Annotated in this window: 32 protein-coding genes; 17 read left to right on the top strand and 15 right to left on the bottom strand. The window is 55.7% G+C overall.

Annotated elements, in window-relative coordinates; genetic code table 11:
* Positions 1-21: 21 nt before the first annotated feature.
* The 4 genes from ACI2JR_RS17945 (at position 22) to mtgA (ending at position 4,989) form a co-directional block, all read left to right on the top strand.
* Complete coding sequence (locus tag ACI2JR_RS17945; protein ID WP_132729528.1) at positions 22-957, top strand: tRNA modification radical SAM protein MnmL/YtqA; 936 nt, start codon at positions 22-24, stop codon at positions 955-957.
* Between the two features lie 84 nt (positions 958-1,041).
* Complete coding sequence (gene arcB / locus ACI2JR_RS17940) at positions 1,042-3,381, top strand: aerobic respiration two-component sensor histidine kinase ArcB (RefSeq protein WP_132729529.1); 2,340 nt, start codon at positions 1,042-1,044, stop codon at positions 3,379-3,381.
* A 232-nt stretch (positions 3,382-3,613) separates the two neighbouring features.
* Positions 3,614-4,267 carry an isoprenoid biosynthesis glyoxalase ElbB gene (elbB, locus tag ACI2JR_RS17935; protein ID WP_462479133.1) on the top strand — a complete coding sequence of 218 codons (654 nt, stop codon included), beginning with the start codon at positions 3,614-3,616 and terminating at the stop codon, positions 4,265-4,267.
* A complete protein-coding gene (mtgA, locus tag ACI2JR_RS17930) occupies positions 4,264-4,989 on the top strand; it encodes a monofunctional biosynthetic peptidoglycan transglycosylase (RefSeq protein WP_132729531.1) in 726 nt (241 codons plus the stop codon). Before elbB ends, mtgA begins: the two co-directional genes overlap by 4 nt.
* Before the next feature lie 50 nt (positions 4,990-5,039).
* Here the strand turns inward: mtgA and npr are convergent, their stop codons facing one another.
* From npr to ACI2JR_RS17875, 11 genes are all read right to left on the bottom strand, one after another.
* Positions 5,040-5,312, bottom strand: coding sequence for a PTS phosphocarrier protein NPr (npr, locus tag ACI2JR_RS17925; protein WP_004868176.1), 273 nt, complete (start codon positions 5,310-5,312; stop codon positions 5,040-5,042).
* Complete coding sequence (gene rapZ / locus ACI2JR_RS17920; RefSeq protein ID WP_132729532.1) at positions 5,309-6,163, bottom strand: RNase adapter RapZ; 855 nt, start codon at positions 6,161-6,163, stop codon at positions 5,309-5,311. Before rapZ ends, npr begins: the two co-directional genes overlap by 4 nt.
* Positions 6,164-6,208: 45 nt before the next feature.
* Positions 6,209-6,697 (bottom strand): PTS IIA-like nitrogen regulatory protein PtsN, encoded by a 489-nt coding sequence (ptsN, locus tag ACI2JR_RS17915; RefSeq protein ID WP_132729533.1) that lies wholly within the window; start codon positions 6,695-6,697, stop codon positions 6,209-6,211.
* A gap of 72 nt (positions 6,698-6,769) precedes the next feature.
* A complete protein-coding gene (hpf, locus tag ACI2JR_RS17910; RefSeq protein WP_132729534.1) occupies positions 6,770-7,057 on the bottom strand; it encodes a ribosome hibernation promoting factor in 288 nt (95 codons plus the stop codon).
* A 22-nt stretch (positions 7,058-7,079) separates the two neighbouring features.
* Entirely contained in the window at positions 7,080-8,513 is a 1,434-nt protein-coding gene (rpoN, locus tag ACI2JR_RS17905) for an RNA polymerase factor sigma-54 (RefSeq protein WP_462479132.1), read from the bottom strand.
* A gap of 47 nt (positions 8,514-8,560) precedes the next feature.
* Positions 8,561-9,286 (bottom strand): LPS export ABC transporter ATP-binding protein, encoded by a 726-nt coding sequence (lptB, locus tag ACI2JR_RS17900; RefSeq protein WP_004206203.1) that lies wholly within the window; start codon positions 9,284-9,286, stop codon positions 8,561-8,563.
* Between the two features lie 6 nt (positions 9,287-9,292).
* Positions 9,293-9,838: a lipopolysaccharide ABC transporter substrate-binding protein LptA gene (lptA, locus tag ACI2JR_RS17895; protein WP_132729536.1), complete on the bottom strand. Its 546-nt coding sequence runs from the start codon at positions 9,836-9,838 to the stop codon at positions 9,293-9,295.
* A complete protein-coding gene (gene lptC, locus ACI2JR_RS17890) occupies positions 9,807-10,382 on the bottom strand; it encodes an LPS export ABC transporter periplasmic protein LptC (RefSeq protein ID WP_132729537.1) in 576 nt (191 codons plus the stop codon). The genes lptA and lptC overlap by 32 nt, the downstream gene beginning before the upstream one ends.
* Entirely contained in the window at positions 10,379-10,945 is a 567-nt protein-coding gene (kdsC, locus tag ACI2JR_RS17885) for a 3-deoxy-manno-octulosonate-8-phosphatase KdsC (protein ID WP_462479131.1), read from the bottom strand. The genes lptC and kdsC overlap by 4 nt, the downstream gene beginning before the upstream one ends.
* Positions 10,946-10,959: 14 nt before the next feature.
* Positions 10,960-11,964, bottom strand: a complete 1,005-nt coding sequence (gene kdsD / locus ACI2JR_RS17880; RefSeq protein ID WP_165905715.1) for an arabinose-5-phosphate isomerase KdsD — start codon at positions 11,962-11,964, stop codon at positions 10,960-10,962.
* Entirely contained in the window at positions 11,961-12,938 is a 978-nt protein-coding gene (locus ACI2JR_RS17875; RefSeq protein ID WP_462479130.1) for a calcium/sodium antiporter, read from the bottom strand. Before ACI2JR_RS17875 ends, kdsD begins: the two co-directional genes overlap by 4 nt.
* 211 nt (positions 12,939-13,149) lie before the next feature.
* Between ACI2JR_RS17875 and mlaF the strand changes: the two genes are divergently transcribed.
* The 7 genes from mlaF (at position 13,150) to murA (ending at position 17,955) form a co-directional block, all read left to right on the top strand.
* Positions 13,150-13,968 (top strand): phospholipid ABC transporter ATP-binding protein MlaF, encoded by an 819-nt coding sequence (gene mlaF / locus ACI2JR_RS17870; RefSeq protein ID WP_132729541.1) that lies wholly within the window; start codon positions 13,150-13,152, stop codon positions 13,966-13,968.
* A complete protein-coding gene (gene mlaE / locus ACI2JR_RS17865) occupies positions 13,968-14,750 on the top strand; it encodes a lipid asymmetry maintenance ABC transporter permease subunit MlaE (RefSeq protein ID WP_132729542.1) in 783 nt (260 codons plus the stop codon). The genes mlaF and mlaE overlap by 1 nt, the downstream gene beginning before the upstream one ends.
* 4 nt (positions 14,751-14,754) lie before the next feature.
* Positions 14,755-15,306 (top strand): outer membrane lipid asymmetry maintenance protein MlaD, encoded by a 552-nt coding sequence (gene mlaD, locus ACI2JR_RS17860; RefSeq protein ID WP_132729543.1) that lies wholly within the window; start codon positions 14,755-14,757, stop codon positions 15,304-15,306.
* 18 nt (positions 15,307-15,324) lie between these two features.
* Entirely contained in the window at positions 15,325-15,960 is a 636-nt protein-coding gene (gene mlaC / locus ACI2JR_RS17855; protein ID WP_132729544.1) for a phospholipid-binding protein MlaC, read from the top strand.
* Entirely contained in the window at positions 15,960-16,250 is a 291-nt protein-coding gene (gene mlaB, locus ACI2JR_RS17850; protein WP_132729545.1) for a lipid asymmetry maintenance protein MlaB, read from the top strand. Before mlaC ends, mlaB begins: the two co-directional genes overlap by 1 nt.
* 136 nt (positions 16,251-16,386) lie before the next feature.
* Entirely contained in the window at positions 16,387-16,641 is a 255-nt protein-coding gene (gene ibaG / locus ACI2JR_RS17845) for a BolA family iron metabolism protein IbaG (protein WP_132729546.1), read from the top strand.
* 54 nt (positions 16,642-16,695) lie between these two features.
* Positions 16,696-17,955 (top strand): UDP-N-acetylglucosamine 1-carboxyvinyltransferase, encoded by a 1,260-nt coding sequence (gene murA / locus ACI2JR_RS17840; RefSeq protein WP_462479129.1) that lies wholly within the window; start codon positions 16,696-16,698, stop codon positions 17,953-17,955.
* Positions 17,956-18,016: 61 nt separating this feature from the next.
* Here the strand turns inward: murA and sfsB are convergent, their stop codons facing one another.
* Together sfsB and ispB are read right to left on the bottom strand one after the other, a co-directional pair.
* On the bottom strand, positions 18,017-18,298 hold the full coding sequence (gene sfsB / locus ACI2JR_RS17835) for a DNA-binding transcriptional regulator SfsB (protein WP_132729548.1): 282 nt from the start codon (positions 18,296-18,298) through the stop codon (positions 18,017-18,019).
* A 200-nt stretch (positions 18,299-18,498) separates the two neighbouring features.
* A complete protein-coding gene (ispB, locus tag ACI2JR_RS17830; protein WP_132729549.1) occupies positions 18,499-19,470 on the bottom strand; it encodes an octaprenyl diphosphate synthase in 972 nt (323 codons plus the stop codon).
* Between the two features lie 260 nt (positions 19,471-19,730).
* On the opposite strand from ispB, the gene rplU reads away from it, so the two are divergent.
* The 4 genes from rplU to cgtA all read left to right on the top strand — a co-directional run bounded on the left by rplU (position 19,731) and on the right by cgtA (position 22,574).
* The gene (rplU, locus tag ACI2JR_RS17825) at positions 19,731-20,042 is read left to right on the top strand and encodes a 50S ribosomal protein L21 (RefSeq protein WP_004106123.1); all 312 of its coding nucleotides are present in this window, start codon (positions 19,731-19,733) and stop codon (positions 20,040-20,042) included.
* Between the two features lie 19 nt (positions 20,043-20,061).
* Entirely contained in the window at positions 20,062-20,319 is a 258-nt protein-coding gene (rpmA, locus tag ACI2JR_RS17820) for a 50S ribosomal protein L27 (protein ID WP_012135319.1), read from the top strand.
* A 95-nt stretch (positions 20,320-20,414) separates the two neighbouring features.
* Positions 20,415-21,380: a DMT family transporter gene (locus ACI2JR_RS17815; RefSeq protein ID WP_462479128.1), complete on the top strand. Its 966-nt coding sequence runs from the start codon at positions 20,415-20,417 to the stop codon at positions 21,378-21,380.
* A gap of 15 nt (positions 21,381-21,395) precedes the next feature.
* Complete coding sequence (gene cgtA, locus ACI2JR_RS17810; protein WP_132729551.1) at positions 21,396-22,574, top strand: Obg family GTPase CgtA; 1,179 nt, start codon at positions 21,396-21,398, stop codon at positions 22,572-22,574.
* Between the two features lie 87 nt (positions 22,575-22,661).
* Here the strand turns inward: cgtA and dacB are convergent, their stop codons facing one another.
* Entirely contained in the window at positions 22,662-24,095 is a 1,434-nt protein-coding gene (gene dacB, locus ACI2JR_RS17805; RefSeq protein WP_462479127.1) for a serine-type D-Ala-D-Ala carboxypeptidase, read from the bottom strand.
* 235 nt (positions 24,096-24,330) lie between these two features.
* Here dacB and greA point away from each other — a divergent pair, with 235 nt between their 5' ends.
* Positions 24,331-24,807, top strand: a complete 477-nt coding sequence (greA, locus tag ACI2JR_RS17800; RefSeq protein WP_004868107.1) for a transcription elongation factor GreA — start codon at positions 24,331-24,333, stop codon at positions 24,805-24,807.
* 152 nt (positions 24,808-24,959) lie between these two features.
* Here greA and yhbY read toward each other — a convergent pair whose 3' ends face one another.
* Positions 24,960-25,253 carry a ribosome assembly RNA-binding protein YhbY gene (gene yhbY / locus ACI2JR_RS17795; protein ID WP_132729553.1) on the bottom strand — a complete coding sequence of 98 codons (294 nt, stop codon included), beginning with the start codon at positions 25,251-25,253 and terminating at the stop codon, positions 24,960-24,962.
* A gap of 124 nt (positions 25,254-25,377) precedes the next feature.
* Here yhbY and ACI2JR_RS17790 point away from each other — a divergent pair.
* Positions 25,378-25,661, top strand: a 284-nt coding sequence (locus ACI2JR_RS17790; RefSeq protein WP_462479126.1) for an SAM-dependent methyltransferase, incomplete at its 3' end; no start/stop codon positions are given.

Raw genomic sequence — 25,661 nt, 5'->3', positions numbered from 1 at the left:
TTCAGGCCGGTCTATCAGATTATGCAGTTACAGAAATTAGTCAATATGTTTGGTGGGGATCTTTCGCGGCGCTATGGCGAAAAAGTGCATAAATTGACGCTGCACGGCGGGTTTAGCTGCCCGAATCGCGATGGCACGATTGGCCGCGGGGGCTGCACGTTCTGCAACGTGGCCTCATTTGCCGATGAGGCGCAGCGGCAACACTCGATTGCTGAACAGCTGGCGTATCAGGCGCAGCGGGTCAACCGGGCGCAACGCTATCTGGCCTACTTTCAGGCCTATACCAGCACCTTTGCCGAAGTCGAACTCTTACGCGAGATGTATCAGCAGGCGGTGAGCCAGGCCAGCATCGTCGGGCTGTGCGTAGGCACCCGCCCGGACTGCGTCCCGGAGGCGGTGTTCGATCTGCTCAGCGGCTACCGGGAACAGGGCTACGAAGTGTGGCTGGAGCTGGGGTTACAAACGGCGCACGACAAAACGCTGCGGCGTATTAACCGCGGTCATGATTTCGCCTGCTACCAGCGCACCACTCGTCTGGCGCGCGAGCGCGGCCTTAACGTATGCGCGCATTTAATCGTCGGGTTGCCGGGCGAAGAGCAGAGCCATTGCCTGCAAACGTTGGCGCGGGTCGTGGAAACCGGCGTCGATGGTATCAAGCTGCATCCGCTGCATATCGTGACCGGGAGCATTATGGCGAAAGCCTGGCAGGCCGGGCGTTTACAGGCGATCGCGCTGGATGACTATACCGCCACCGCCGGAGAGATGATTCGTCATACTCCGCCGGAGGTGATTTATCACCGCATTTCGGCCAGCGCCCGTCGCCCGACGCTGCTGGCCCCGCAGTGGTGCGAGAACCGCTGGACCGGGATGGTTGAACTTGACCGCTATCTTAATCAATACGGCGTCCAGGGCTCGGCGCTGGGGCGTGGCTGGATCCCGCCAGCCTCAGGAGCGTAAGGGGATACGCATTTTTTGCACAACTTACAGCGTATTGCTCAGAATTGGGTATTATTGTGCGGAGTTGTCGCGAAGGAATCCCTTATGAAGCAAATCCGTATGCTGGCGCAGTACTATGTCGACCTGATGATGAAACTGGGTCTGGTGCGTTTTTCCATGCTGTTGGCCCTGGCTCTGGTGGTGCTGGCGATCGTCGTACAGATGGCCGTTACGATGGTCCTGCATGGCCAGGTCGAGAGCATCGATGTCATCCGCTCTATCTTCTTTGGCCTGCTGATCACCCCGTGGGCGGTCTACTTTTTATCGGTGGTGGTGGAGCAGCTGGAAGAGTCGCGACAGCGCCTCTCGCGACTGGTCGACAAACTCGAGGAGATGCGCGAGCGCGACCTCAAGCTTAACGTGCAGCTTAAAGACAATATCGCGCAGCTCAATCAGGAGATTGGCGAACGTGAGAAAGCGGAAGCCGAGCGCGAGACGACCCTGGAACAGCTGAAGATTGAGATGAAAGAGCGTGAAGAGACGCAAATTCAGCTGGAACAACAATCCTCCTTCCTCCGTTCTTTCCTCGATGCCTCGCCGGATCTGGTTTTCTATCGCAATGAAGACAAAGAGTTTTCCGGCTGTAACCGGGCGATGGAACTGCTGACGGGTAAAAGCGAGAAACAGCTTATCCACCTCAAGCCGCAGGATGTCTATAACGAAGAAGCGGCGGAGAAAGTGCTGGAGACCGACGAAAAGGTCTTCCGGCATAACGTGTCGCTGACCTACGAGCAGTGGTTGGATTATCCGGACGGGCGCAAAGCCTGCTTTGAAATCCGCAAGGTCCCTTACTATGACCGCGTCGGTAAGCGCCGCGGCCTGATGGGCTTTGGGCGCGACATTACCGAACGGAAGCGCTATCAGGATGCGCTGGAACGCGCCAGCCGCGACAAGACGACATTTATCTCGACCATCAGCCATGAGCTGCGTACGCCGCTGAACGGCATCGTGGGGCTGAGCCGCATTCTGCTGGATACCGAGCTGACCGGCGAGCAGGAAAAATACCTGAAAACGATCCATGTTTCGGCGGTGACTTTGGGTAATATTTTCAACGATATTATTGATATGGATAAGATGGAGCGGCGAAAAGTCCAGCTGGATAACCAGCAGGTCGACTTTACCAGCTTCCTGGCCGATCTGGAGAATCTCTCCGGCCTGCAGGCGCAGCAGAAAGGGCTGCGTTTCGTGATGGATCCGACGTTACCCCTGCCGCATCAGGTGGTGACCGACGGAACGCGGCTGCGGCAGATCCTGTGGAACCTCATCAGCAACGCCGTGAAATTCACCCCACAGGGCGGAAACGTCACCGTTCGCGTTCGCTATGATGAAGGCGACATCCTGCATTTTGAAGTAGAAGACTCCGGCATTGGTATTCCGCAGGCGGAGCAGGATAAGATCTTCGCCATGTATTATCAGGTGAAAGACAGCCACGGCGGTAAACCGGCGACCGGGACCGGAATTGGCCTTGCCGTATCGCGTCGTCTGGCGCGTAATATGGGCGGGGATATTAATGTCTCCAGCCAGCCGGGCCAGGGCGCGACGTTTACCCTGACGGTGCATGCGCCCGCGGTGGCGGAAGAGGTGGAAGATACGCTGACGGAAGATGAAATGCCGCTGCCGGCGCTGAATGTGCTGCTGGTTGAGGATATCGAGCTCAATGTGATTGTCGCGCGTTCGGTGCTGGAGAAGCTGGGTAACAGCGTTGATGTTGCGATGACCGGTAAGGCGGCGCTGGAGATGTTTGAGCCGGGCGAATACGACCTGGTGCTGCTGGATATTCAGCTACCGGACATGACCGGTCTCGACATTTCTCGTCAACTCAAGCAGCAATATGCTGCCGACGAGCTGCCGCCTCTGGTCGCGCTCACCGCCAACGTCCTGAAGAACAAAAAAGAGTATCTCGATGCCGGGATGGACGATGTTCTGAGCAAACCGCTATCGGTACCGGCGTTAACCGCCATCATTAAAAAATTCTGGGATGCGCCGGAAGAAGAGGTCAGTGAAATGCCAGGCGTTGATGTCAGCAAATCGTCTGCCGTACTGGATGTTCCGATGCTGGAGCAGTACATCGAGCTGGTGGGGCCGCAGCTTATCAACGATGGCCTGGCGGTTTTTGAGAAGATGATGCCGGGCTATCTGGCGGTGCTGGAATCTAACCTCACTGCTCGTGACCAGAAAGGGATCGTCGATGAAGGGCATAAGATTAAGGGGGCGGCGGGTTCTATCGGCCTGCGCCATATCCAGCAGCTGGGGCAGCAGATTCAGACTCCGGACCTGCCGGCGTGGTCAGATAACGTTGGTGAATGGGTCGAAGAGATGAAATCAGAGTGGCAGAACGATGTGGCGGTGCTGAAAGCGTGGGTGGCGGCGGCAGATAAAAAATGACCCCGGATAAACCGGGGTGCGCGAATACTGCGCCAACACCAGGGAACGGGTCGTTGCGCCAGAATAATGAGAGGTATTTTTTACGTAGCGCAACCTAGGATTGGGTTTGCTCGCTCATTAAGATAGCAAACCTTAAATAATTTGTTACGTGAATCAGTAAAATATGTGAAGCAATGCGGGTAAATCAAAATTTTTGACTGGTTTCAGCAAGTTGCACTAAGGAGCTGGCAGTATGAAAAAGATAGGTGTGGTACTGAGCGGTTGTGGCGTCTATGACGGAACGGAGATCCATGAAGCGGTCATTACCCTGTTGGCGATAGCCCGTAGCGGCGCGCAGGCGGTCTGTTTCGCCCCTGATAAAAGCCAAACGGATGTCATCAACCATCTGACCGGTGAGCCGCTGGCTGAAAGCCGCAACGTGTTGATTGAAGCGGCGCGTATTGCCCGCGGCGATATCCAGCCTCTGGCTCGCGCCCGGGCTGACGATCTCGATGCGCTGATTGTCCCCGGTGGGTTTGGCGCGGCGAAAAATCTTAGCAGTTTTGCCGCGCAGGGGGCCGAATGCGCCGTCGACAGCGACCTGCAAGCGCTGACTCTGGCGATGCATCAGGCGGGTAAACCGTTGGGCTTTATGTGTATCGCCCCGGCGCTGCTGCCAAAAATTTTGCCGATCCCGCTGCGGGTAACCATTGGTACCGATATCGACACTGCGGACGTCATGGAGGAGATGGGCGTGGAACATGTGCCCTGCCCGGTCGATGACATCGTGGTGGATGAAGAGAACAAAGTGGTGACGACGCCGGCCTATATGCTGGCGCAGAACATCGCGGAAGCGGCGACCGGGATTGAGAAGCTGGTGGCCCGCGTGCTGGTTCTGGCTGAATGAGCGTTCGTCTGTCGCCGTGGCGGATGATCAAGCGCCTGCTGCTGCGCGTACTGCTGATCGGCGCGGTCTTTTGCGGCGGCGGTATTGCGTTGTTCAGCGTGCTGCCGGTCCCTTATTCGGCGGTGATGCTGGAGCGGCAGCTAGGCGCGTGGCTGGGCGGGGATTTTCATTACATCGCCCATTCCGACTGGGTCGGGATGGATGAGATATCGCCGTGGATGGGGCTGGCGGCGATTGCCGCTGAGGATCAAAAATTCCCTGAACACTGGGGCTTTGACCTTCCGGCGATAGAAAAAGCGCTGGCGCACAACGAACGGCACGAAAGCCGGGTGCGTGGGGCATCCACGCTCTCACAGCAGACGGCGAAAAACCTGTTTCTATGGGATGGCCGCAGCTGGCTGCGCAAAGGGCTGGAAGCCGGGTTAACGGTAGGCATTGAGACGGTGTGGAGTAAAAAACGCATTCTCTGCGTCTATCTGAATATTGCCGAGTTCGGCGAAGGAATTTTTGGCGTTGAAGCCGCGTCACAGCGCTATTTTCATAAGCCTGCGAGCAAGTTAACCGCGTCTGAAGCCGCGCTCCTGGCGGCGGTCTTACCCAATCCGATTCGTTTTCGCGCCGATGCGCCGTCCGGCTATATTCGCAGCCGACAGGCATGGATCCTGCGGCAGATGCGTCAGTTAGGCGGGGAAGGGTTTATGCGAGCGCATAGGCTGGATTAAGGCGAAGCCGGAGGGAGGTCGTCCCGGTCAGCGTCGCGTGACCGGGAAAACTAGTCTTCGTCAAAACCGGCATTGAACAGCGCGATAACCGCTGCCAGCGCCTCGACTTCCTGCGGACCGTTGGCCTCAATCTCAATTTGCCGACCCTTGGCGGAATCGAGCATCAGCAGAGCAATCACGCTATTGGCTTCCGCTTCTGTCCCCTCGTCGTTGCGCAGCAGGACTTCCGCATCATAATTCTGCATCAGCTCAAACAGCTTCATCGCCGGGCGGGCATGCATCCCCAGCTTATTGGTGATTTCAACGATCTGCTTTACGGTCATGATTTGCGTTTTTCCAGCGTCCGATGGCGAGACTGCACGTTCTTACCGCGCGAGCGGAAGTAATCGGCCAGTTGTTCGGCGATGTAGACCGAACGGTGTTTACCGCCGGTACAACCAATGGCCACCGTCAGGTAGCTGCGGTTATTGGTTTCCAGCATCGGTAACCATAGCTCAAGATAACTGCGGGTCTGGTAAATAAAGTTGTGAACTTCGGTGTGCCGATCAAGGAAGGCGGCAACGGGCTTATCCAGTCCGGTCATCGGGCGCAGCTTCGGATCCCAGTGTGGGTTCGGCAGGAAGCGAACGTCGAAGACGTAATCGGCATCGATCGGGATACCATGCTTAAAGCCGAAGGATTCAAAGACCATGGTCAGCTCGCGTTCGCGCTTGCCAAGCAGACGCGTACGCAGCATTTCTGCCAGCTCATGCACCGACATCTCAGAGGTATCGACGATCAGATCGGCCCGTGAGCGCAGCGGCTCCAGCAGGTCGCTCTCTTCGTCGATGGCGCTCTCCAGCGACAGGTTTTTGCTCGACAGCGGGTGCAGACGGCGGGTGTCGCTGTAGCGGCGGATCAGCGTATTGCGGTCGGCGTCGAGGAACAGCAGCTGCGGAGAAAATGACTCAGGCAGGTTTTTCATCGCCTGTTCAAAGATCTCCGGCGATTCCGGCATGTTACGCACGTCAATGCTGACGGCGGCAGAAATGTTTCTGTCGGCCAGCGAGCGCGCCAGATCGGGCAACAGCACTACCGGCAGGTTATCTACGCAATAGAAGCCCATATCTTCCAGCGCCCGCAGGGCGACGGATTTCCCCGATCCGGAGCGGCCGCTGACGATCATCAGTACCATGTACCGTTTCTCCTCAGTACGATAAAGGGTAGGGTGCGACTCCCGTTATGCGTCATCGCGGCTTCCTGCTTCGGTGATGATTTCATACAGCTCTTCATCGCTTTGTGCAGCGCGCAGGCGACGACAAATGGTTTTATCCGCCAGTCGTTTGGCCACCAACGAGAGCGTATGCAGATGGGTTTTGGTCTGATCGGCCGGCACCAGAAGCGCAAACAGCAGATCGACAGGCTGGTTGTCGATCGCATCAAAGGCGATCGGCGTTTCCAGCTGGACAAATACGCCGACGGCGCGCAGCGTGTCCTCTTCGAGCTTACCGTGGGGAATCGCAATGCCATTGCCAATCCCGGTACTGCCCATTTTCTCACGGGTGAGGATCGCTTCAAATACCAGCTGCGGCGGCAGGCCTAACTGTTTAGCTGCCAGCTCACTGATAATCTCCAGCGCGCGCTTTTTACTCTGGCAGTGAACCTGGCTACGGGTACATTCCTGGTTCAGGACATTGCTCAGTTGTAGAGCCGAATCGTTGTTCATCATAATTTCACCTGAGCGCGCCCCTTGCCGGCCGCCGATGAGAGCTGGCAGCCGGCCAGGGCGACGCCCGGACAATTAGTGTTGTTTTAGTTTATCTTTATGTTTTGTTAACTGTCGTGCCAGCTTATCGATAAGACCATCGATAGCGGCATACATATCCTGCCCTTCCGCACTGGCATGGATTTCGCCACCGTTGACATGCAGATTGGCATCCGCAATTTGCGTCACCTTCTCTACTTTTAACACAATATAGACCTGATTGATCCTGTCGAAAAACTGCTCCAGTTTGCTGAACTTCGCAGTGACGAAGTCGCGCAGCGCGGGGGTGATTTCGACGTTGTGTCCTGTAATGTTGAGCTGCATAGTGTCTTCCTTATCGGTTGGGTCAGACCAGTTGTTTACGCTGGTTAGACGGCGGAATGGATAAAGACTCTCGGTACTTAGCGACGGTACGGCGTGCCACCATGATACCCTGTTCGGACAGGATGGTGGTGAGCTTACTGTCACTCAACGGCTTCGCGGGGTTCTCCGCGGCGATTAACTTCTTCACCAGCGCACGAATAGCCGTCGACGATGCCTCGCCGCCGCCTTCGGTGTTCACATGGCTGGAGAAGAAATACTTGAGCTCAAAAATACCGCGTGGACTGTGTAGATATTTTTGGGTGGTCACGCGTGAAATCGTGGATTCATGCATTTCGACGGCCTGGGCGATATCCGCCAGAACCATCGGTTTCATAAACTCTTCGCCCTGATCGAAGAAGGCCTGCTGTTGCTCGACGATGCAGCGGCTGACGCGCAGCAGCGTATCATTGCGGCTTTCCAGGCTCTTGATAAGCCAGCGGGCCTCCTGCAGGTTGCTGCGGATAAACTGGCTGTCCGCGTCGTTGCGCGCGCTGTTACCCATCGCCGCGTACTGCTGGTTGATTTTCAGGCGCGGGATGCTATCGGAATTAAGCTCGACCACCCAGCGATCGCTAACCTTTCGCACCAGAACGTCGGGAATGACGTATTCCGGCTCGCTGGTCTGGATCGACTGACCGGGACGCGGGTCGAGAGACTGGATCAGGTTAACCGCTTCTTTCAGCACCTCTTCTTTGAGTCGCGTGACGCGCATCAGGGAGCGGAAGTCATGGTTAGCGAGCAGATCGAGATGCTCGCTGATGATAAGCCGGGCTTCTTCCAGCCACGGCGTCTCTTTGGCGTATTGTGAAAGTTGTACCAGCAGACAGTCGCGCAGATCTTTGGCCGCTACGCCGACGGGGTCGAAACGCTGGATGCGCTTCAGCACCGCTTCCACCTCTTCCAGACCGATTTCGTCATCGTCGATGCTCTCGACAATATCCTCCACCCGAATTGTGAGGTAGCCGGTGTCATCGACGGCATCGACGATAGAGGTGGCGATCGCGCGATCGGTATCGGTGAACGGCGTCAGCTCCACCTGCCACATCAGGTAATCCTGCAGACTTTGGGTCGTTTCGCCTTGATAGATAGGCAGCTCGTCGTCCTGATAATCGACGCCGTTTCCCGACGGCGTGCCGGCGGTGTAGATTTCATCCCAGCTAGCGTCGAGCGGCAGCTCTTCCGGCATATCTTTTTGTTCAAGAGCGTCGACGGTATCCAGCGATTCGCGGTCCTCGACCTCTTTGGTATCTACCTCATCGTGAAGATCGGTTTGCTCAAGCAATGGATTACTCTCCAGCGCCTGCTGGAGTTCCTGCTGGAGTTCTAACGTGGACAGCTGCAACAAACGTATGGCCTGTTGCAGTTGTGGCGTCATGGCAAGCTGTTGGCTTAGCCTTAATTGCAAACCTTGCTTCATATTCAGGGCTAATATCTCCGGCTAAAACGTCTGTAACCTCTACCCTATCAGAGTCTGAAGTCTTCCCCAAGATACACGCGCTTAACCTGCTCGTCTTCAAGGATTTGCTGCGGCGTGCCATGGGCGATCAGGTGGCCCTGGCTGACGATATACGCGCGTTCGCAGACGGCCAGCGTTTCCCTGACGTTATGGTCGGTGATCAGCACCCCAAGACCGCTGTCGCGCAGGTGTTCGATGATGCGTTTGATATCGATAACGGAAATGGGGTCAACGCCGGCAAAGGGTTCATCCAGCAGGATAAATTTCGGGTTGGCGGCCAGCGCACGGGCAATTTCGACGCGGCGGCGTTCACCGCCGGACAGCGCCTGACCGAGGCTGTCGCGCAGATGCTCAATGTGAAACTCTTCCATCAGTTCTTTCGCGCGGTCTTCACGCTGTTCGCTGCTGAGGTCGTCCCGAATCTGCAACACCGCCATCAGGTTATCGTAAACGCTCAGACGACGGAAAATGGAGGCTTCCTGCGGCAGATAGCCGATGCCCCGGCGCGCGCGCGCGTGCAGCGGCAGCAGGCTGATATCTTCATCGTCGATGATAATATTGCCGGCGTCGCGCGGCACAATGCCGACCACCATGTAGAAGGTCGTGGTTTTACCGGCGCCGTTGGGGCCGAGCAGACCGACAATCTCGCCGGAATTCACGGTCAGACTGACATCTTCCACCACGCGGCGGCCTTTGTACGCTTTGGCGAGATTCTTTGCGGTTAATGTTGCCATAACGAATTAGTTACCCTTCTTTTGCTGGTTGGTGCTTTTGTCTTGCAGCTGCGAAGGAACCAGAACCGTCGTCACGCGTCCGCCTTTATTGCTGAACGCCTGCATTTTCTGCTCTTTCACCAGATAGGTGATCTTGTCGCCCTGGATATTGCTGTCGAGCTGATCCAGGTGTGCGTTGCCGGTCAGCACCACAAAATCGTTCTGCAATTCATAGTGCATCTTTGACGCCCGGCCTTTCACCGGTTTACCGTTGTCCTGCATCTGGTAGAAGGTGGCCGGGTTGCCGTAACCGTCGATCACTTCTTTGCCTCTTTCACCGCCCGGACGGGTCACCACCACCTTATCGGCGTTGATTTTGATAGTCCCCTGGGTGACGACGACATTACCGGTAAAGGTGACAACATTACCCTGCATATCCAGCGACTGCTGATCGGATTCGATATGAATCGGCTGATCGGTGTCGCCGGTTTTTGCCAGCGCCGGCAGGCTGGCGGCCAGTAAAGCGCTGGCGAGCGCAATCTTAAGGCTGAGTTTGTTTGTTCTGAATTTCATAAGAGGTTCTAACCTTTTCAATCAGCTCGGCAGTTTTGCTGCGTAGGTTTCCGCGCATTTTCAGGCCGCTGGAATTAAATGTTGTCCCGTACAACGTCACCATGTCATCGGAGGTAACGTCTTGCGTCACCAGGTTTATCTGGGCGTTATCCGTCGTAATTTTCTGCAGTTGAGAGTCTGCGGTCAGCGCATTGACTTCAACGTGCCCGTAAAGATACAGCATGCGGTCTTTGGTCAGCTTCGCTTTATCCGCTTTGACAGACCAGGTTGGTACCTTATTGGTATCAAAGGTGGTCATCACCGGCTTGGTAAACCACGACAGCTCCTGGGCGGAAAAATACTCCACGTGCTCCGCGATTAAGCGATAGTTAAGCGCCCCTTCCGGACTGTATACGACGGTATCGGTATGTTCACTGGTATAGGTCGGGTCATCAGGATTGACCTCCGGCTGGGCGGTATCGTCGGTACCCGCCAGGTTAAGGCCGATCAGGATCAGCGCGACCAGCGACAGTAAAATGATAACCCAACGTCTGGTTTTACTCATATTGATTGCCCTTTGGCCTCATCCAGCTTGCCCTGCGCCAATAGTAACAAATCGCAGACTTCACGTACCGCTCCGCGTCCGCCGTTAATACGGGTGACGTAATCCGCCCGCGGCAGCAGCAGAGGGTGTGCATCCGCCACCGCCACGCTTAAACCGACTTCCGCCATCACCGGCCAGTCGATCAGGTCGTCGCCAACGTAGGCGACTTCGTCCGCAGCAACCGCCAGTTTGCTTAATAACTCATGAAATGCCAGCAGCTTATCGGACTGCCCCTGGTACAGGTGCGTAATGCCCAGCGTCTGACAGCGATCTTCTACCAGTTTAGCTTTTCGCCCGGTAATAATCGCCACTTCAATACCTGAAGTCAGCGCGCAACGGATCCCATAGCCGTCACGGACGTTGAACGCCTTCAGCTCTTCGCCGTGGTTGCCCATGTAGATAAGACCGTCGGACAGCACGCCGTCAACGTCGAGGATCAATAAACGGATCTTCGCCGCCCGATCGATAAACTCAGGACTGACCGGCCCGTAGCAGGTCGCCAGCAGGGCATCAGCATTATTCATTATTTTATCCTTACTTACACTACGCCCGCGCGCAGGAGATCGTGCATATGTACCACACCCAACAGATGGTCGCCATCGGCAACTAACACACAGGTGATATGGCGGGATTGCATCAGATTCAGCGCATCGACCGCCAGTATACCGGGACGGATGCGAATGCCGCCCGGCGTCATCACGTCGGCGATACGCGCGTTACGCATATCGACGCCGGTATCGAACACCCGACGCAGGTCGCCGTCGGTGAAGATGCCGATGATGTTCATGTCATCATCGCAAACCGCCGTCATGCCTAAATTTTTCCGCGTGATTTCCAGCAGCGCGTCGCGCAAAGTGGCTTGCTCATTGACGTGCGGGATTTCATCACCGGTATGCATAATATCATTGACCCGCAGCAACAGCTTACGGCCCAGTGCGCCACCGGGATGCGACAGCGCGAAATCTTCGGCGGTAAAACCACGGGCTTCCAGCAGCGCCACCGCCAGAGCATCGCCCATCACCAGCGCGGCGGTGGTGCTGGAGGTTGGCGCCAGGCCTAACGGGCAGGCTTCCTTCTGCACCTTCACGCACAGATGAATATCGGCCGCGCGCGCCATACTGCTTTCCGGGCGGCTGGTGATGCAGATTAGGGGGACCTGCTGGCGTTTGAGCACCGGAATCAGCGCCAGGATTTCGTTCGACTCGCCGGAGTTAGAGAGGGCGATAATCACATCCTGCGGCGTGACCATGCCTAAGTCGCCGTGGGCCGCTTCGCCGGGATGGACGAAGAACGACGGCGTGCCGGTGCTGGCGAAGGTGGCGGCCATTTTACGCCCGATATGACCGGACTTGCCCATCCCCATCACCACGACTTTGCCGCTGCAGCGGAAAATCTTCTCGCAGGCATGCGTGAAATCGTCATTAATGTACCGATCGAGTTGAGCCAGACCTTCACGTTCAATTTCCAGAACCTCGCGTCCTGCCCGTTGAAAGTCAAAATCCGTTGGCAAATCTGTTTGCGACATAATGTTATCCCGATTCATTCAACGAACAGCGGTGCTGCCCAGTACAGCATCGCCAACCAAACCACAAAACCGCCGACCAGCAGCGCGCCGGCAAGGTGGCCGGGTTGCCGTTTGCGCCGCCAGCACAGCAGGGCGAAGATCGCGCTGACGAACAGCATCACGGCATAGTCACGCGTAAATGCCTCAGGAGCGAAAGCCCCCGGGGCAATCAGGGCTGGTAACCCGAGGACCAGGGCGATATTGAGGATATTGGCGCCGATAATATTGCCGATGGCGATATCGTCTTCCCCTTTTCGCGCTCCTGCAATCGCCGTCGCCAGTTCCGGCAGGCTGGTGCCGATCGCCACCACCGTCAAACCGACGGTCAGTTCGCTGATGGCGAAATAGTTTGCCAGCACCGTCGCGTTATCGACGACCATACGGGTCGCCATGGGCATCACGATCATTGCCACCCCCAGCCAGAGCAGGGCGACGGGAAGCGAACCTTCCCGGGGAAGCTCCGCCATCTGTTCCCGGGTCAGGCTATCGCTGCCCTGGCGCTCCGCGAGACGCGCGATCTTAATGGTAAACAACAGCCACAGTATGGCGAGCGCGAGTAAAAAAAAGCCATCCATACGCGACAGTTGCCCATCGTACAGCACAAAGCTTGCCAGCAAACTGACCAGCAACATTAGCGGTAACTCGCGGCGCAGGATATCAGAATGCACGGTAAATGGATGAAGTAAGGCGGCGAGGCCGAGGATTAATAAAATATTGGTGATATTCGAGCCGATCGCCGTACCGATCGCCAGATCGGTCTGCCCATGCAGGGAAGCGGCCGCAGAGACGATGATCTCAGGCAGGCTGGTGCCGATACTCACCACCGTCATCCCGATAATCAGCGGCGGGATCCCTATCATGCGGCACAGGATTGAAGCGGCGTAGACCAGACGATCGGCGCTGTACACTACCAGCAATAAACCAATTATTAACAGAGCCGTCGCTAAGAGCATCTAAAGTCCTTTCTTCAGGTATAATCGTCGCTTCGCTGTACCGATCCGTCTGCAGCGTAACGAATTCTTAATTTTGACTTTATGTTTGTCAAAAGTAAAACAAATGCCAGCTTTCGCTAACCCGGGCAGGTAAGATTCTGTAAAAATGTTGGGTTTATGGTGAAAGTACGCGCCATGCTTAGCCCGAGGGATGTTGAGGAAGGATGATTTTATGAGCCAAACTCAGGCGAATTTGGTCGAAGTACGCGGTATCCGCTTCTCTCGCGGCGATCGGGTGATATTCGACGATATCTCGCTGTCAGTGCCGCGCGGTAAGATCACGGCGATCATGGGGCCATCGGGGATCGGTAAAACGACGCTGCTGCGCCTGATCGGTGGACAGATCGCGCCGGACAAAGGTGAGATCCTGTTCGATGGTGAAAACGTGCCGCAGATGTCGCGCTCGCGCCTGTATACCGTGCGCAAGCGGATGAGCATGCTGTTCCAGTCCGGCGCGCTGTTTACCGATATGGACGTGTTCAATAACGTTGCGTATCCGCTGCGCGAGCATACGCGTCTGCCTGACGCGCTGCTGCATACGACCGTGATGATGAAGCTTGAAGCCGTCGGCCTGCGCGGGGCGGCGCAGTTAATGCCTTCCGAGCTATCCGGCGGGATGGCGCGCCGCGCCGCTTTGGCGAGGGCGATTGCTCTGGAGCCTGATCTTATCATGTTCGACGAACCCTTTGTCGGACAGGACCCCATCACCATGGGCGTGCTGGTCAAGCTGATTTCAGAACTCAACAGCACTCTGGGCGTGACCTGTATCGTGGTGTCGCACGATGTGCCGGAGGTGCTCAGCATTGCCGACTACGCGTATATCGTGGCGGACAGAAAAATCGTGGCGCACGGCAGCGCGCAGTCGCTGCGCGAAAACGGCGACCCCCGGGTCCGCCAGTTTATTGATGGTATCGCCGACGGCCCGGTGCCGTTCCGCTATCCGGCAGGCGACTATCGCCATGATTTATTAGGCAAGGGAGTGAGCGACTGATGCTGCTAAATGCGCTGGCCGCGCTCGGACATCGGGGTATTAAAACTACCGCGGCGTTTGGGCGTGCCGGATTAATGCTTTTCAACGCGGTAGTCGGCAAGCCGGAATTTCGCAAACATGCGCCGCTGCTGATCCGCCAGCTCTATAATGTCGGCGTGCTATCTATGCTGATTATTATCGTGTCGGGGCTGTTTATCGGCATGGTGCTGGGGCTGCAGGGCTACCTGGTGTTAACCACCTATAGCGCCGAAACCAGCTTAGGGATGCTGGTGGCGCTGTCGCTGCTGCGCGAACTGGGACCGGTGGTCGCCGCGCTGCTGTTTGCCGGGCGCGCCGGTTCGGCGTTAACCGCGGAAATTGGCCTGATGCGCGCGACCGAACAGCTCTCCAGTATGGAGATGATGGCGGTCGATCCGCTGCGTCGCGTGATTTCACCTCGCTTCTGGGCCGGGGTGATCTCGCTCCCGCTGTTGACGATTATTTTTGTCGCCGTGGGGGTCTGGGGCGGTTCGCTGGTAGGCGTTAACTGGAAAGGTATCGACAGCGGCTTCTTCTGGACCGCGATGCAAAACGCCGTCGACTGGCGCATGGATCTGGTTAACTGTCTGATTAAGAGTCTGGTGTTCGCCATTACGGTGACATGGGTTGCGTTATTTAACGGTTATGACGCTATCCCCACTTCCGCCGGGATTAGCCGGGCAACGACGCGTACCGTGGTGCATTCGTCGCTGGCGGTTCTGGGGCTGGATTTTGTGCTGACTGCGCTGATGTTTGGGAATTGAGTTCATGCAAACGAAAAAAAGTGAAATCTGGGTAGGTGTGTTCTTACTGGTTGCGTTGCTGGCGGCGCTGTTTATCTGTCTGAAAGCCGCGAACGTGACTTCTCTGCATACCGAGCCGACGTATCGTCTCTATGCCACCTTTGACAATATCGGCGGGCTGAAGGCACGTTCTCCGGTGCGCATTGGCGGCGTGGTAGTGGGCCGGGTGGCGGACATCACCCTCGACCCGAAAACCTACCTGCCGCGCGTGGCGCTCGATATTGATGAGAGCTACAACCATATTCCGGACTCCAGTTCGTTGGCTATCCGCACCTCAGGCCTGCTGGGGGAACAGTACCTGGCGCTGAATATTGGTTTCGAAGATCCGGAACTGGGGACGTCTATCCTTAAAGATGGTGGAACCATTCAGGACACCAAGTCTGCTATGGTTCTGGAAGATCTGATTGGTCAGTTCCTTTACAACAGTAAAGGCGGCGACAATAAGAATTCTGGCGATGATTCGGCGGCGGGAGAGAGTCATACTGACGCGACGCCGCCGGCCGCCACGACGCATTAATTTCAGGAGAAACACGAAATGTTTAAACGCTTACTGATGATCGCCATGCTGGTGATTGCTCCATTGACTGCTGCCAGCGCAGCAGATCAATCCAATCCGTATAAGCTGATGAATGAAGCGGCGCAGAAAACCTTCGATCGCCTGAAAAACGAACAGCCGAAGATTCATGCTAACCCGAACTATCTGCGTGACATCGTCGATCAGGAACTGATGCCGTATGTACAGGTGAAATATGCCGGTGCCCTGGTGCTGGGCCGCTATTACAAAGAGGCGACTCCGGCCCAGCGTGAAGCGTACTTTACCGCCTTCCGCGAGTATCTGAAACAGGCCTACGGCCAGGCGCTGGCGATGTACCACGGGCAGACTTATCAGATTGCGCCGGAACAACCGCTCGGCGACGCGACGATTGTCCCTATCCGCGTGACCATTATCGATCCGAACGGTCGCCCGCCGGTACGCCTCGACTTCCAGTGGCGTAAAAATACCCAAACCGGTAACTGGCAGGCTTACGATATGATTGCTGAAGGGGTGAGCATGATCACCACCAAGCAGAACGAGTGGAGCGACCTGCTGCGGAGCAAAGGCGTTGATGGACTGACCGCGCAGCTGAAATCGATCTCTGCGCAGCCGATCACCCTGGAGCAGAAAAAATAATGACCGGGCAGCTGAGCTGGACTCGCGACGGCGAGCGCCTGGCGCTGCAGGGGGAACTGGACCAGGATCTGCTGGTCCCGCTGTGGGACGCCCGTGGGCAAGCGACGGACGGCGTGTCGACCATCGACCTGAGCGAGCTCACCCGGGTAGATACCGCCGGGCTGGCGCTACTGATGCATTTTGTCGCCTTAATTCGCCACCAGGGCCGGGAGGCGAAACTGATCGGCAAGAGCGAAAATGTGCGGACCTTGGCGGGTCTCTACAATCTTCCTGCCGATATGATCCCATAATTTTTCAGTGCGTTACTGCTGAGGTTATCCTGAAAGCCCCATCAATATGTTCGATGGGGCTTTTTGCTTGTTTAAGACCGCGCCACTTTCCTCTAAGATGTTGGGCTATTTTCACTACCAGATAAAAATTGAACCCATGGAAAATCATGAAATTCAGACCGTGCTAATGAACGCACTCTCCCTTCAGGAAGTCCACGTCTCTGGCGATGGCAGTCACTTTCAGGTTATTGCTGTGGGTGAGATGTTCGATGGCATGAGCCGGGTCAAGAAACAGCAGTCTATCTATGCCCCGCTGATGGAATATATTGCTGACAACCGCATTCATGCGCTGTCGATCAAAGCCTTTACCCCGCAGGAATGGGCGCGAGATCGTAAGCTAAATGGCTTTTAAGCTGCCGGGATGTTCCCCGCAGCGTAGGTGAATTCTTAACAGAGAACAGAATCAATGGATAAATTCCGTGTTCAGGGGCCGACTCGCCTCCAGGGCGAGGTCACCATCTCCGGTGCCAAAAACGCCGCCCTGCCGATCCTCTTTGCTGCACTGCTGGCAGATGAGCCGATTGAGATCCAGAATGTACCAAAACTGAAAGACATCGACACCACGATGAAACTGCTGAGCCAGCTGGGCGCCAAAGTTGAGCGCAACGGTTCGGTGTGGATCGATGCTGGCCCGGTTGACGTCTTCTGTGCTCCGTACGATCTGGTCAAAACCATGCGTGCTTCTATCTGGGCGCTGGGGCCGCTGGTGGCCCGTTTTGGTCAGGGTCAGGTTTCACTGCCGGGCGGCTGCGCTATCGGCGCGCGCCCGGTCGATCTGCATATTATCGGCCTCGAGCAGCTGGGCGCAGAGATTAAGCTGGAAGAGGGCTATGTGAAGGCGTCGGTTAACGGGCGTCTCAAAGGCGCGCATATCGTGATGGACAAGGTCAGCGTGGGCGCGACCGTGACCATTATGAGCGCAGCGACGCTGGCGGAAGGGACCACCGTTATCGAAAACGCCGCCCGCGAGCCGGAAATCGTCGATACGGCGAACTTCCTCAACACGCTGGGCGCGAAAATTAAAGGTCAGGGCACCGACCGCATTACTATTGAAGGCGTGGAACGTCTGGGCGGCGGCGTCTATCGCGTTCTGCCGGACCGTATCGAAACCGGTACTTTCCTGGTGGCGGCGGCGATCTCCGGCGGTAAAATTCTGTGCCGTAATGCCCAGCCTGATACTCTGGATGCCGTGCTGGCCAAGCTGCGCGATGCGGGTGCCGATATCGAAACCGGTGAAGACTGGATTAGCCTCGATATGCACGGCAACCGTCCGAAGGCCGTCAACGTGCGTACCGCGCCGCACCCGGGCTTCCCGACGGACATGCAGGCCCAGTTCACGCTGCTGAACCTTGTCGCAGAAGGGACTGGCGTCATTACCGAGACCATCTTCGAAAACCGCTTTATGCACATTCCGGAGCTGATCCGTATGGGGGCGCACGCGGAGATCGAAAGCAATACGGCGATCTGCCACGGCGTGGCGCAGCTTTCCGGTGCGCAGGTGATGGCGACCGACCTGCGCGCATCCGCAAGCCTGGTGCTGGCGGGCTGTATCGCAGAAGGCACGACGATTGTCGATCGTATTTACCACATCGACCGTGGGTATGAGCGTATCGAAGATAAACTGCAGGCGCTGGGCGCGAATATCGAACGCGTAAAAGGCGAGTAAACCTGTCGTAGCGGCAGCCCTCTGACGTCAGTCCGGGGGCTGTTATCTACACTTCCTCACTTCACTCTCTGCATTTCTGGTTTTTCTTTGGGCGTATCTTCTGCGTTCTGTCGATAAATTGATGGGTTACCGGGTCGTGATAGCGCGACGGCCAGATGAGCCATGGCGTGGTATCCAGCGCATTAGCAATAATCAGCTCGCCTTTTGGCCACGGCCGGGTCAGGGCATTCGCCAGCGTTGAAGAACTTAAGCCGTTACGCCGTGATTCCGCGGCCAGCGATGTTCCTTTTTTGCGCAATCCGGCAATAATATCCGCCGGATGCCAGTCGATGAACTTATCCATAACTTCTCCTGGTGATAAGGATCCAGTTCGCCCCAAGCGGACGACGGAATGACTATACCCCTTGATTCAGTATGGTTCTAACAAGTTCTGGTAAGTTGATTGAATATTCAGAATATATCAAGATATCGGGCAATTTTTAACAATTACTGGAATTTTATGGAGCTTTCCCGCGCGGTGCGCGGGAACAGGGGAGGGGGAAATCAGTGGTCGCGTTGTACCGCAATATGAGCAAGACCGATAAGCGCTTCGCGCCATGGAGAATCCGGTAACACCTGAAGGACGGCAATCGCCTTATCCGCTTCTTCTTCCGCGCGCTGGCGTGTCCATTCCAGCGAACCGCAGGTTGCCATCGTTTCCAGAACTGCCTCCAGCAGATGGCGCCCGTTACCTTGTTCAATCGCTCCGCGAATCATGGCGGACTGCTCAGGCGTACCGTGACGCATGGCGTGCAGTAACGGCAGCGTCGGTTTCCCTTCGTTCAGGTCATCACCGACGTTCTTACCGAGGCGCTCGCCGTCGGAGCTATAGTCCAGCAGATCGTCGATCAGCTGGAAAGCGGTACCCAGGTAGCGACCGTAGTCCTGCAGCGCCTGTTCCTGCTCCGGGGTACAGCCCGCCAGGATGCCGGAACATTGCGCAGCGGCTTCAAACAGACGGGCGGTTTTGCTGTAAATCACCCGCATGTAGTTTTCTTCAGTGATGTCCGGGTCATTTACGTTCATCAGCTGCAGCACTTCGCCTTCAGCAATGACGTTGACGGCTTTCGACATCACTTCCAGCACTTTCAGCGAGCCGAGGCTGGTCATCATCTGGAAAGAGCGGGTATAGATAAAATCCCCCACCAGTACGCTGGCGGCGTTGCCAAAAGCGGCGTTTGCCGTGGCTTTACCACGACGCATATCCGACTCATCAACGACATCATCATGCAGCAGGGTGGCGGTATGGATAAATTCGATCAGCGCAGCGATGGTGATGTGCGCGTCGCCCTGATAACCGACAGCCCGGGCGGAAAGGACCGCAATCATCGGACGAATACGTTTCCCGCCTCCGCTAACGATGTAATAGCCTAACTGATTGATAAGCTGAACATCTGAGTCAAGTTGCTCAAGGATTGTCGCATTGACACCCGCCATATCTTGCGCGGTTAACTCATTGATTTTTTCTAAATTCATCGCAAAAGCCGGGCCACATGTCCTGTTACCGCGAATCCAGGTGGGTTCACAGAAGGATTAAGATAGAATTAAAAGAAGCTATGATTGTACTGAAAAATTGCCATAGATAAACGTTGGCGTGAAAGTTGTGTTTTTTTTCTGCGTTGATCGCGGATCGCTCTTGTCAAAGGCTCGCGTTTTGCGTAATATTCGCGCCCTATTGTGAATATTTATAGCGCACTCTGAATCACACTAAGAGGTGCGCGGAAGCGGAGTTTTATATGTACGCGGTTTTCCAAAGTGGTGGTAAACAACACCGAGTAAGCGAAGGTCAGACCATTCGCCTGGAAAAGCTGGACATCGCAACTGGCGAAGCTGTTGAGTTCGCTGAAGTGCTGATGATCGCAAACGGTGAAGAAATCAAGATCGGCGTTCCTTTTGTTGAGGGCGGCGTGATCAAAGCTGAAGTTGTTGCTCACGGTCGTGGCGAGAAAGTTAAAATTGTTAAGTTTCGTCGTCGTAAACACTACCGTAAGCAGCAGGGCCATCGTCAGTGGTTCACTGATGTGAAAATTACTGGCATCAGCGCCTAAGACCTGAGGAGAGATTTAAATGGCACATAAAAAGGCTGGCGGCTCAACTCGTAACGGTCGCGATTCAGAAGCTAAACGCCTTGGCGTTAAGCGTTTCGGTGGCGAAACCGTTCTGGCGGGTAGCATCATCGTTCGTCAGCGTGGCACCAAATTCCACGCCGGCACTAACGTAGGTTGCGGTCGTGACCACACTCTGTTTGCTAAAGCAGACGGTAAAGTGAAATTTGAAGTTAAAGGCCCGAACAACCGTAAATACATCAGCATCGTTGCTGAGTAAGTTTTTCGTGGTCCGGTAACGGATTAAAGCCCCGCAACCTGTTGCGGGGCTTTTTACATTAGAATCCCGGATATTTTTCTGCAGGGAAAACGGGTATGAAGCAGCAGGCCGGCATTGGCATTGTATTGGCGCTCACCACCGCGATGTGCTGGGGGGCATTGCCCATTGCCATGAAGCAGGTCCTTGAAGTGATGGAACCGCCGACGGTGGTCTTTTATCGCTTTTTGATGGCAAGTATTGGCCTTGGCACAATCCTGGCTATCAAAGGAAAACTACCGCCGCTGCGCCTGTTTCGCAAACCGCGCTGGCTGGTGCTGTTGGCCATTGCGACAGGTGGCCTGTTCGGTAACTTCATTCTGTTCAGCTCTTCCTTGCAATATCTTAGCCCCACGGCGTCTCAGGTGATCGGCCAGCTGTCTCCGGTCGGTATGATGGTGGCCAGCGTATTTATCCTCAAAGAGAGAATGCGCGGTACCCAGGTCGTGGGAGCATTGATGCTGATTAGCGGACTGGTGATGTTCTTTAACACCAGCCTGATTGAAATTTTTACCCGTCTCACGGATTACACGTGGGGGGTAATTTTTGGCGTCGGGGCGGCCACAGTTTGGGTTAGCTATGGCGTCGCGCAAAAGGTGTTATTACGCCGTCTGGCGTCACAGCAGATCCTTTTTTTGCTGTACACTTTATGTACGATAGCGTTATTGCCGCTGGCAACGCCTTCGCAGGCGCTGGCGTTAAGCGACTGGCAGCTCGCGTGCCTGATTTTCTGCGGGTTAAATACCCTGGTAGGCTACGGTGCGCTGGCGGAAGCCATGGCGCGCTGGCAGGCAGCGCAGGTGAGCGCGTTGATTACCTTAACGCCGTTGTTTACGCTGCTTTTTTCAGATTTGTTATCACTGGCCTGGCCCGATGTTTTCGCCAGACCGATGTTGAACCTGTTAGGTTATCTCGGTGCGTTTGTCGTGGTTGCGGGCGCGATGTATTCCGCCATAGGCCACCGTCTTTGGGGCCGCTTACGTAAGCGTGACGCGGTTGTGCCGCTGCCCCGCTCAGGCGAATGATTTTCGGAGAGTAAAATGAAGTTTGTTGATGAAGCAACGATCCTGGTCGTAGCAGGTGATGGCGGCAATGGTTGCGTTAGCTTCCGCCGTGAAAAATATATCCCGAGAGGCGGCCCGGACGGCGGTGACGGTGGTGATGGCGGTGATGTCTGGCTGGAAGCGGACGAGAACCTGAACACCCTGATCGACTACCGCTTTGAAAAATCCTTCCGCGCCGAGCGCGGACAGAATGGCCAGAGCCGCGACTGTACCGGTAAACGTGGTAAAGACGTTTCGGTAAAAGTGCCTGTAGGGACCCGTGTTATCGATCAGGGGACCGGCGAGGTCATGGGTGACATGACCAAACATGGTCAGCGTCTGATGGTCGCTAAAGGCGGCTGGCACGGTCTGGGCAATACCCGTTTTAAATCGTCCGTTAACCGCACTCCGCGTCAGAAAACGATGGGGACGCCGGGCGACAAGCGCGATCTGCAGCTGGAGCTGATGCTGCTGGCAGACGTCGGGATGCTGGGAATGCCGAATGCGGGCAAATCCACCTTCATCCGCGCCGTTTCTGCGGCGAAGCCGAAAGTGGCCGATTATCCGTTTACCACGCTGGTGCCAAGCCTCGGCGTAGTGCGTATGGACAACGAGAAGAGCTTCGTTGTCGCCGACATCCCTGGGCTTATCGAAGGCGCAGCGGAAGGCGCAGGCCTGGGCATCCGCTTCCTGAAGCACCTCGAGCGCTGCCGCGTCCTGCTGCACCTTATTGATATTGAGCCTATCGACGGATCCGATCCGGTAGAAAACGCGCGCATTATCATCGGTGAGCTGGAGAAATACAGCGAGAAGCTGGCTGAGAAGCCGCGCTGGTTAGTCTTCAACAAGATTGACCTGATGGATAAAGCGGAAGCAGAAGCGAAGGCGAAAGCCATTGCCGAAGCGCTGGGTTGGCAAGATAAGTTCTATCTGATCTCCGCAGCAAGCCAGCAGGGGGTAAAAGATCTGTGCTGGGACGTGATGACCTTTATCATCGAAAACCCCATCGTGCACGCCCAGGAAGAGAAGCCGGCGGAAAAAGTCGAGTTTATGTGGGATGACTACCATCGTCAGCAGCTTGAAGAAGCGGAAGTTGAAGTCGAAGATGACGAAGACTGGGATGACGACTGGGACGAAGACGACGAAGAAGGCGTTGAGTTCATCTACAAGCGTTAATCCGCTGAGGGCACCCCGGCTGCACTCAGCTTGCCGGGGCTATCCAGAGTCAACGAAAAGGGCCGCATCCGATGCGGCCCTTTTGTTTTAGTTGTTCTGGTACAGGTCCTTATATAAGCGACTTTCGAAGCGCACCAGCGGAATGCGCCGGTTGCGCTGGTCCGCAGGCGGCACCGCATACCCTGACAAATATTGCACAAAGGCGATTTTCTGCCCGCTGGCGGCCGTGATAAAGCCTGCCAGGTTATAGACCCCCTGCAGCGAACCGGTTTTGGCCGAGACTTTACCATCCACCCCGGCCTGATGCAGGCCCGCACGGTACTGTAGCGAACCGTCGTGACCGGCCAGCGGCAGCATGGAAATAAAGTTGAGTTCATTATCGTGCTGGGCGATATATTGCAGCACCTGCATCATGGTCGCAGGGGCAATCAGGTTATGCCGCGACAGGCCGGAACCATCGGCAATCAGGGTGTTGCCCAAATCGATGCCGGCCTGCTGACGCAGGATCTGACGCACGGCATCTGAACCGGCACGCCAGGTTCCCGGAACGCCAAGGCGCGCATGGCCAATCGTGCGGAAAACGGTATCGGCGATCATGTTGTCGGATTTTTTCAACATGGTTCGCAGGAGATCGTGCAGCGGCGCGGATTGGGTAGAGGCCAATACGGTACCGGGATCATTCGCCAGCGTCTGGCGCAGCAGCGTACCGCTATAGGTAATGCCGGCCTGAGTCAGTTCGGACTTCAGAATCACGCCGGCATAGCTGGCGCCGTCCTGAATGGCGAAGGCCAGCGGCAACGGCTCGCTGCGCTGCGGCAGGCAGCCGGTTAAGGTATAGCGGTTCAGGTCGCCTGGCACCACGTCGAGCTCGCAGTACTGCGCCTCCGCGGAGCCGCGTGCCAGCGTCCGTACCTGGCTGAACATGGTTACCGGGTAGTATGAGGCGACGCGAATAAAGGCCAGATCGCCCGGTTTTTGCGCGCTGTATAGCGAGATAGAAAAACAGTTGCGGTCGACGATGGCCGCCGCTGGCGGCGCGCTAAAGCATTGGGTCATGTCGTTCCACGGCCAGCCGGGCGCTTTGTCGTGGCTGGCGAAGACCGAGGTATCAATCAGAACGTTGCCTTCGATCCGCTGAACGCCCGCTTTTTTCAGCGTGGCCACCATATTGCGGATATCCTGGCGTTTGAGCGTCGGATCGCCGCTAAAGCGCGCAATCAGGTCGCCTTTTAACACGCCGCCATCAACCGTGCCCTTGCTTTCCAGGGTTGTGGTGAAACGGAAGTTTGGCCCGAGCTGCAGCAGAGCGGCCAGCGCGGTGATCACCTTCTGGGTACTGGCGGGAAGCGCCATCTGCTGACTGTGAAAGTCTATCTCCGGCGTCGGGGAGCCAACCTTCTGCGCCATAAAGGCGAGGTTAGCACCCGCAGGAAGCTGGGTGATGTACTCGTCAATGTTCGCCGCCTGAGCGCTAAACGCTATACCGGCGGTCAATCCGATGATAAATCTGGAAAATCGCATAATCTCGCGCTAACAACCTGAAACCAAGCCGTCATACTACGGTGCAACACCCTGTAAAGTAAACGATGACCCATAGTGAACTTCAGGGTAAAATACGTATCAAATTGAAAATTGCTGCTGACCTGGGGAATGTTTCCCGGGTAGGTTTTCTTTTTGCTCCTGTCCTGCCTAAGGCCTGGCCGGTTGCGGAACGGAGATGTCCGTTCCATGAAGGAATGATAAAGAGGTATAACAAATGCAAGCTATTCCGATGACCTTACGTGGCGCTGAAAAATTGCGTGAAGAGCTGGATTTTCTCAAGTCCGTTCGTCGCCCTGAAATCATTGCTGCTATTGCCGATGCGCGCGAACATGGCGATCTGAAAGAGAACGCCGAGTATCACGCCGCCCGCGAGCAGCAAGGCTTCTGTGAAGGCCGTATCAAGGATATTGAAGCCAAACTGTCTAATGCGCAGGTTATCGATATCACCAAAATGCCGAACAACGGGCGGGTGATTTTTGGGGCGACGGTCAAAGTCCTCAACCTCGATACCGATGAGGAGCAGACTTACCGCATCGTGGGTGATGACGAAGCTGATTTTAAGCAGAATCTGATCTCTGTGAACTCACCCATTGCGCGTGGTTTGATCGGTAAAGAACAGGATGACGTGGTGACAATCCGCACGCCAGGCGGCGAAGTAGAATACGAAATTATCAAGGTCGAGTACCTTTAATCCGTATTTCCCGCTACCATGTTGATGGATTGTAAAGAAAGGAAAAAGGCCGCATAGCGGCCTTTTATCAACGTCCGGAGCATGGCATTTTGCTCGTCTACCCGTAGAAATCCCTCGTTTTACACAAAGTTGTGTCGAGATTCAGGATATTCTTAGCGTGGCAGCGAGATTTTACGCTCTTGAGTTGGGCGATACAGGACCAGCGTTTTACCGATGACCTGTACGTTACAGGCGCCGGTTTCGCGCACGATAGCTTCCACGATCAAGGTTTTAGTTTCGCGGTCTTCCGATGCGATTTTCACCTTGATGAGCTCATGGTGCTCTAACGCTTGTTCGATCTCGGCCAGTACCCCTTCGGTCAAACCATTGTTGCCAAGCATAACTACCGGCTTGAGCGGATGTGCCAGACCTTTCAGGTGCTGTTTTTGTTTAGTACTCAGATTCATCGTATTTTTTTGCTTACGTTGGGATTGAAAACGGTTCATTCTACCGCCATCTCCCATATATCGCCAAACTACCGTGTCGATTTTTACGTCGCAAAGTATGATGAACCCGAAACGGGAATGTTAAATGACAGGTAAAAAGCGTTCTGCCAGCTCAAGCCGCTGGCTTCAGGAACACTTTAGCGATAAATATGTTCAACAGGCGCAGAAAAAGGGGTTACGTTCCCGCGCCTGGTTTAAACTTGATGAAATACAGCAAAGTGACAAGATTTTTAAACCGGGGATGACGATTGTTGACCTCGGCGCTGCACCCGGTGGCTGGTCGCAATATGCGGTTACGCAGATCGGAAACAGCGGCCGCATCATCGCTTGCGATCTTTTACCGATGGATCCAATCGTTGGTGTGGACTT

Origin of the sequence: Klebsiella sp. NPDC088457, assembly GCF_044900465.1 — a bacterium.
Taxonomy (GTDB): domain Bacteria; phylum Pseudomonadota; class Gammaproteobacteria; order Enterobacterales; family Enterobacteriaceae; genus Klebsiella.
The sequence above is the reverse complement of the archived record's forward strand: the minus strand, read 5'-3'. Positions and strand labels throughout refer to the sequence as shown.

Excerpts from the sequence above, each read along its gene's own strand:
- ACI2JR_RS17815 (WP_462479128.1), top strand. The coding sequence starts at position 20,415 with ATGAAGCAGCAGGCCGGCATTGGCATTGTATTGGCGCTCACCACCGCG.
- rplU (WP_004106123.1), top strand. The coding sequence starts at position 19,731 with ATGTACGCGGTTTTCCAAAGTGGTGGTAAACAACACCGAGTAAGCGAA.
- rpmA (WP_012135319.1), top strand. The coding sequence starts at position 20,062 with ATGGCACATAAAAAGGCTGGCGGCTCAACTCGTAACGGTCGCGATTCA.
- lptB (WP_004206203.1), bottom strand. The coding sequence starts at position 9,286 with ATGGCAACATTAACCGCAAAGAATCTCGCCAAAGCGTACAAAGGCCGC.
- rapZ (WP_132729532.1), bottom strand. The coding sequence starts at position 6,163 with ATGGTACTGATGATCGTCAGCGGCCGCTCCGGATCGGGGAAATCCGTC.
- mlaF (WP_132729541.1), top strand. The coding sequence starts at position 13,150 with ATGAGCCAAACTCAGGCGAATTTGGTCGAAGTACGCGGTATCCGCTTC.
- mlaD (WP_132729543.1), top strand. The coding sequence starts at position 14,755 with ATGCAAACGAAAAAAAGTGAAATCTGGGTAGGTGTGTTCTTACTGGTT.
- dacB (WP_462479127.1), bottom strand. The coding sequence starts at position 24,095 with ATGCGATTTTCCAGATTTATCATCGGATTGACCGCCGGTATAGCGTTT.
- ACI2JR_RS17875 (WP_462479130.1), bottom strand. The coding sequence starts at position 12,938 with ATGCTCTTAGCGACGGCTCTGTTAATAATTGGTTTATTGCTGGTAGTG.
- lptA (WP_132729536.1), bottom strand. The coding sequence starts at position 9,838 with ATGAAATTCAGAACAAACAAACTCAGCCTTAAGATTGCGCTCGCCAGC.
- ACI2JR_RS17945 (WP_132729528.1), top strand. The coding sequence starts at position 22 with ATGCAGTTACAGAAATTAGTCAATATGTTTGGTGGGGATCTTTCGCGG.
- mtgA (WP_132729531.1), top strand. The coding sequence starts at position 4,264 with ATGAGCGTTCGTCTGTCGCCGTGGCGGATGATCAAGCGCCTGCTGCTG.
- elbB (WP_462479133.1), top strand. The coding sequence starts at position 3,614 with ATGAAAAAGATAGGTGTGGTACTGAGCGGTTGTGGCGTCTATGACGGA.
- ibaG (WP_132729546.1), top strand. The coding sequence starts at position 16,387 with ATGGAAAATCATGAAATTCAGACCGTGCTAATGAACGCACTCTCCCTT.
- sfsB (WP_132729548.1), bottom strand. The coding sequence starts at position 18,298 with ATGGATAAGTTCATCGACTGGCATCCGGCGGATATTATTGCCGGATTG.
- ptsN (WP_132729533.1), bottom strand. The coding sequence starts at position 6,697 with ATGATGAACAACGATTCGGCTCTACAACTGAGCAATGTCCTGAACCAG.
- rpoN (WP_462479132.1), bottom strand. The coding sequence starts at position 8,513 with ATGAAGCAAGGTTTGCAATTAAGGCTAAGCCAACAGCTTGCCATGACG.
- mlaE (WP_132729542.1), top strand. The coding sequence starts at position 13,968 with ATGCTGCTAAATGCGCTGGCCGCGCTCGGACATCGGGGTATTAAAACT.
- arcB (WP_132729529.1), top strand. The coding sequence starts at position 1,042 with ATGAAGCAAATCCGTATGCTGGCGCAGTACTATGTCGACCTGATGATG.
- kdsC (WP_462479131.1), bottom strand. The coding sequence starts at position 10,945 with ATGAATAATGCTGATGCCCTGCTGGCGACCTGCTACGGGCCGGTCAGT.
- hpf (WP_132729534.1), bottom strand. The coding sequence starts at position 7,057 with ATGCAGCTCAACATTACAGGACACAACGTCGAAATCACCCCCGCGCTG.
- mlaB (WP_132729545.1), top strand. The coding sequence starts at position 15,960 with ATGACCGGGCAGCTGAGCTGGACTCGCGACGGCGAGCGCCTGGCGCTG.
- murA (WP_462479129.1), top strand. The coding sequence starts at position 16,696 with ATGGATAAATTCCGTGTTCAGGGGCCGACTCGCCTCCAGGGCGAGGTC.
- yhbY (WP_132729553.1), bottom strand. The coding sequence starts at position 25,253 with ATGAATCTGAGTACTAAACAAAAACAGCACCTGAAAGGTCTGGCACAT.
- greA (WP_004868107.1), top strand. The coding sequence starts at position 24,331 with ATGCAAGCTATTCCGATGACCTTACGTGGCGCTGAAAAATTGCGTGAA.
- npr (WP_004868176.1), bottom strand. The coding sequence starts at position 5,312 with ATGACCGTAAAGCAGATCGTTGAAATCACCAATAAGCTGGGGATGCAT.
- cgtA (WP_132729551.1), top strand. The coding sequence starts at position 21,396 with ATGAAGTTTGTTGATGAAGCAACGATCCTGGTCGTAGCAGGTGATGGC.
- lptC (WP_132729537.1), bottom strand. The coding sequence starts at position 10,382 with ATGAGTAAAACCAGACGTTGGGTTATCATTTTACTGTCGCTGGTCGCG.
- mlaC (WP_132729544.1), top strand. The coding sequence starts at position 15,325 with ATGTTTAAACGCTTACTGATGATCGCCATGCTGGTGATTGCTCCATTG.
- kdsD (WP_165905715.1), bottom strand. The coding sequence starts at position 11,964 with ATGAATCGGGATAACATTATGTCGCAAACAGATTTGCCAACGGATTTT.
- ispB (WP_132729549.1), bottom strand. The coding sequence starts at position 19,470 with ATGAATTTAGAAAAAATCAATGAGTTAACCGCGCAAGATATGGCGGGT.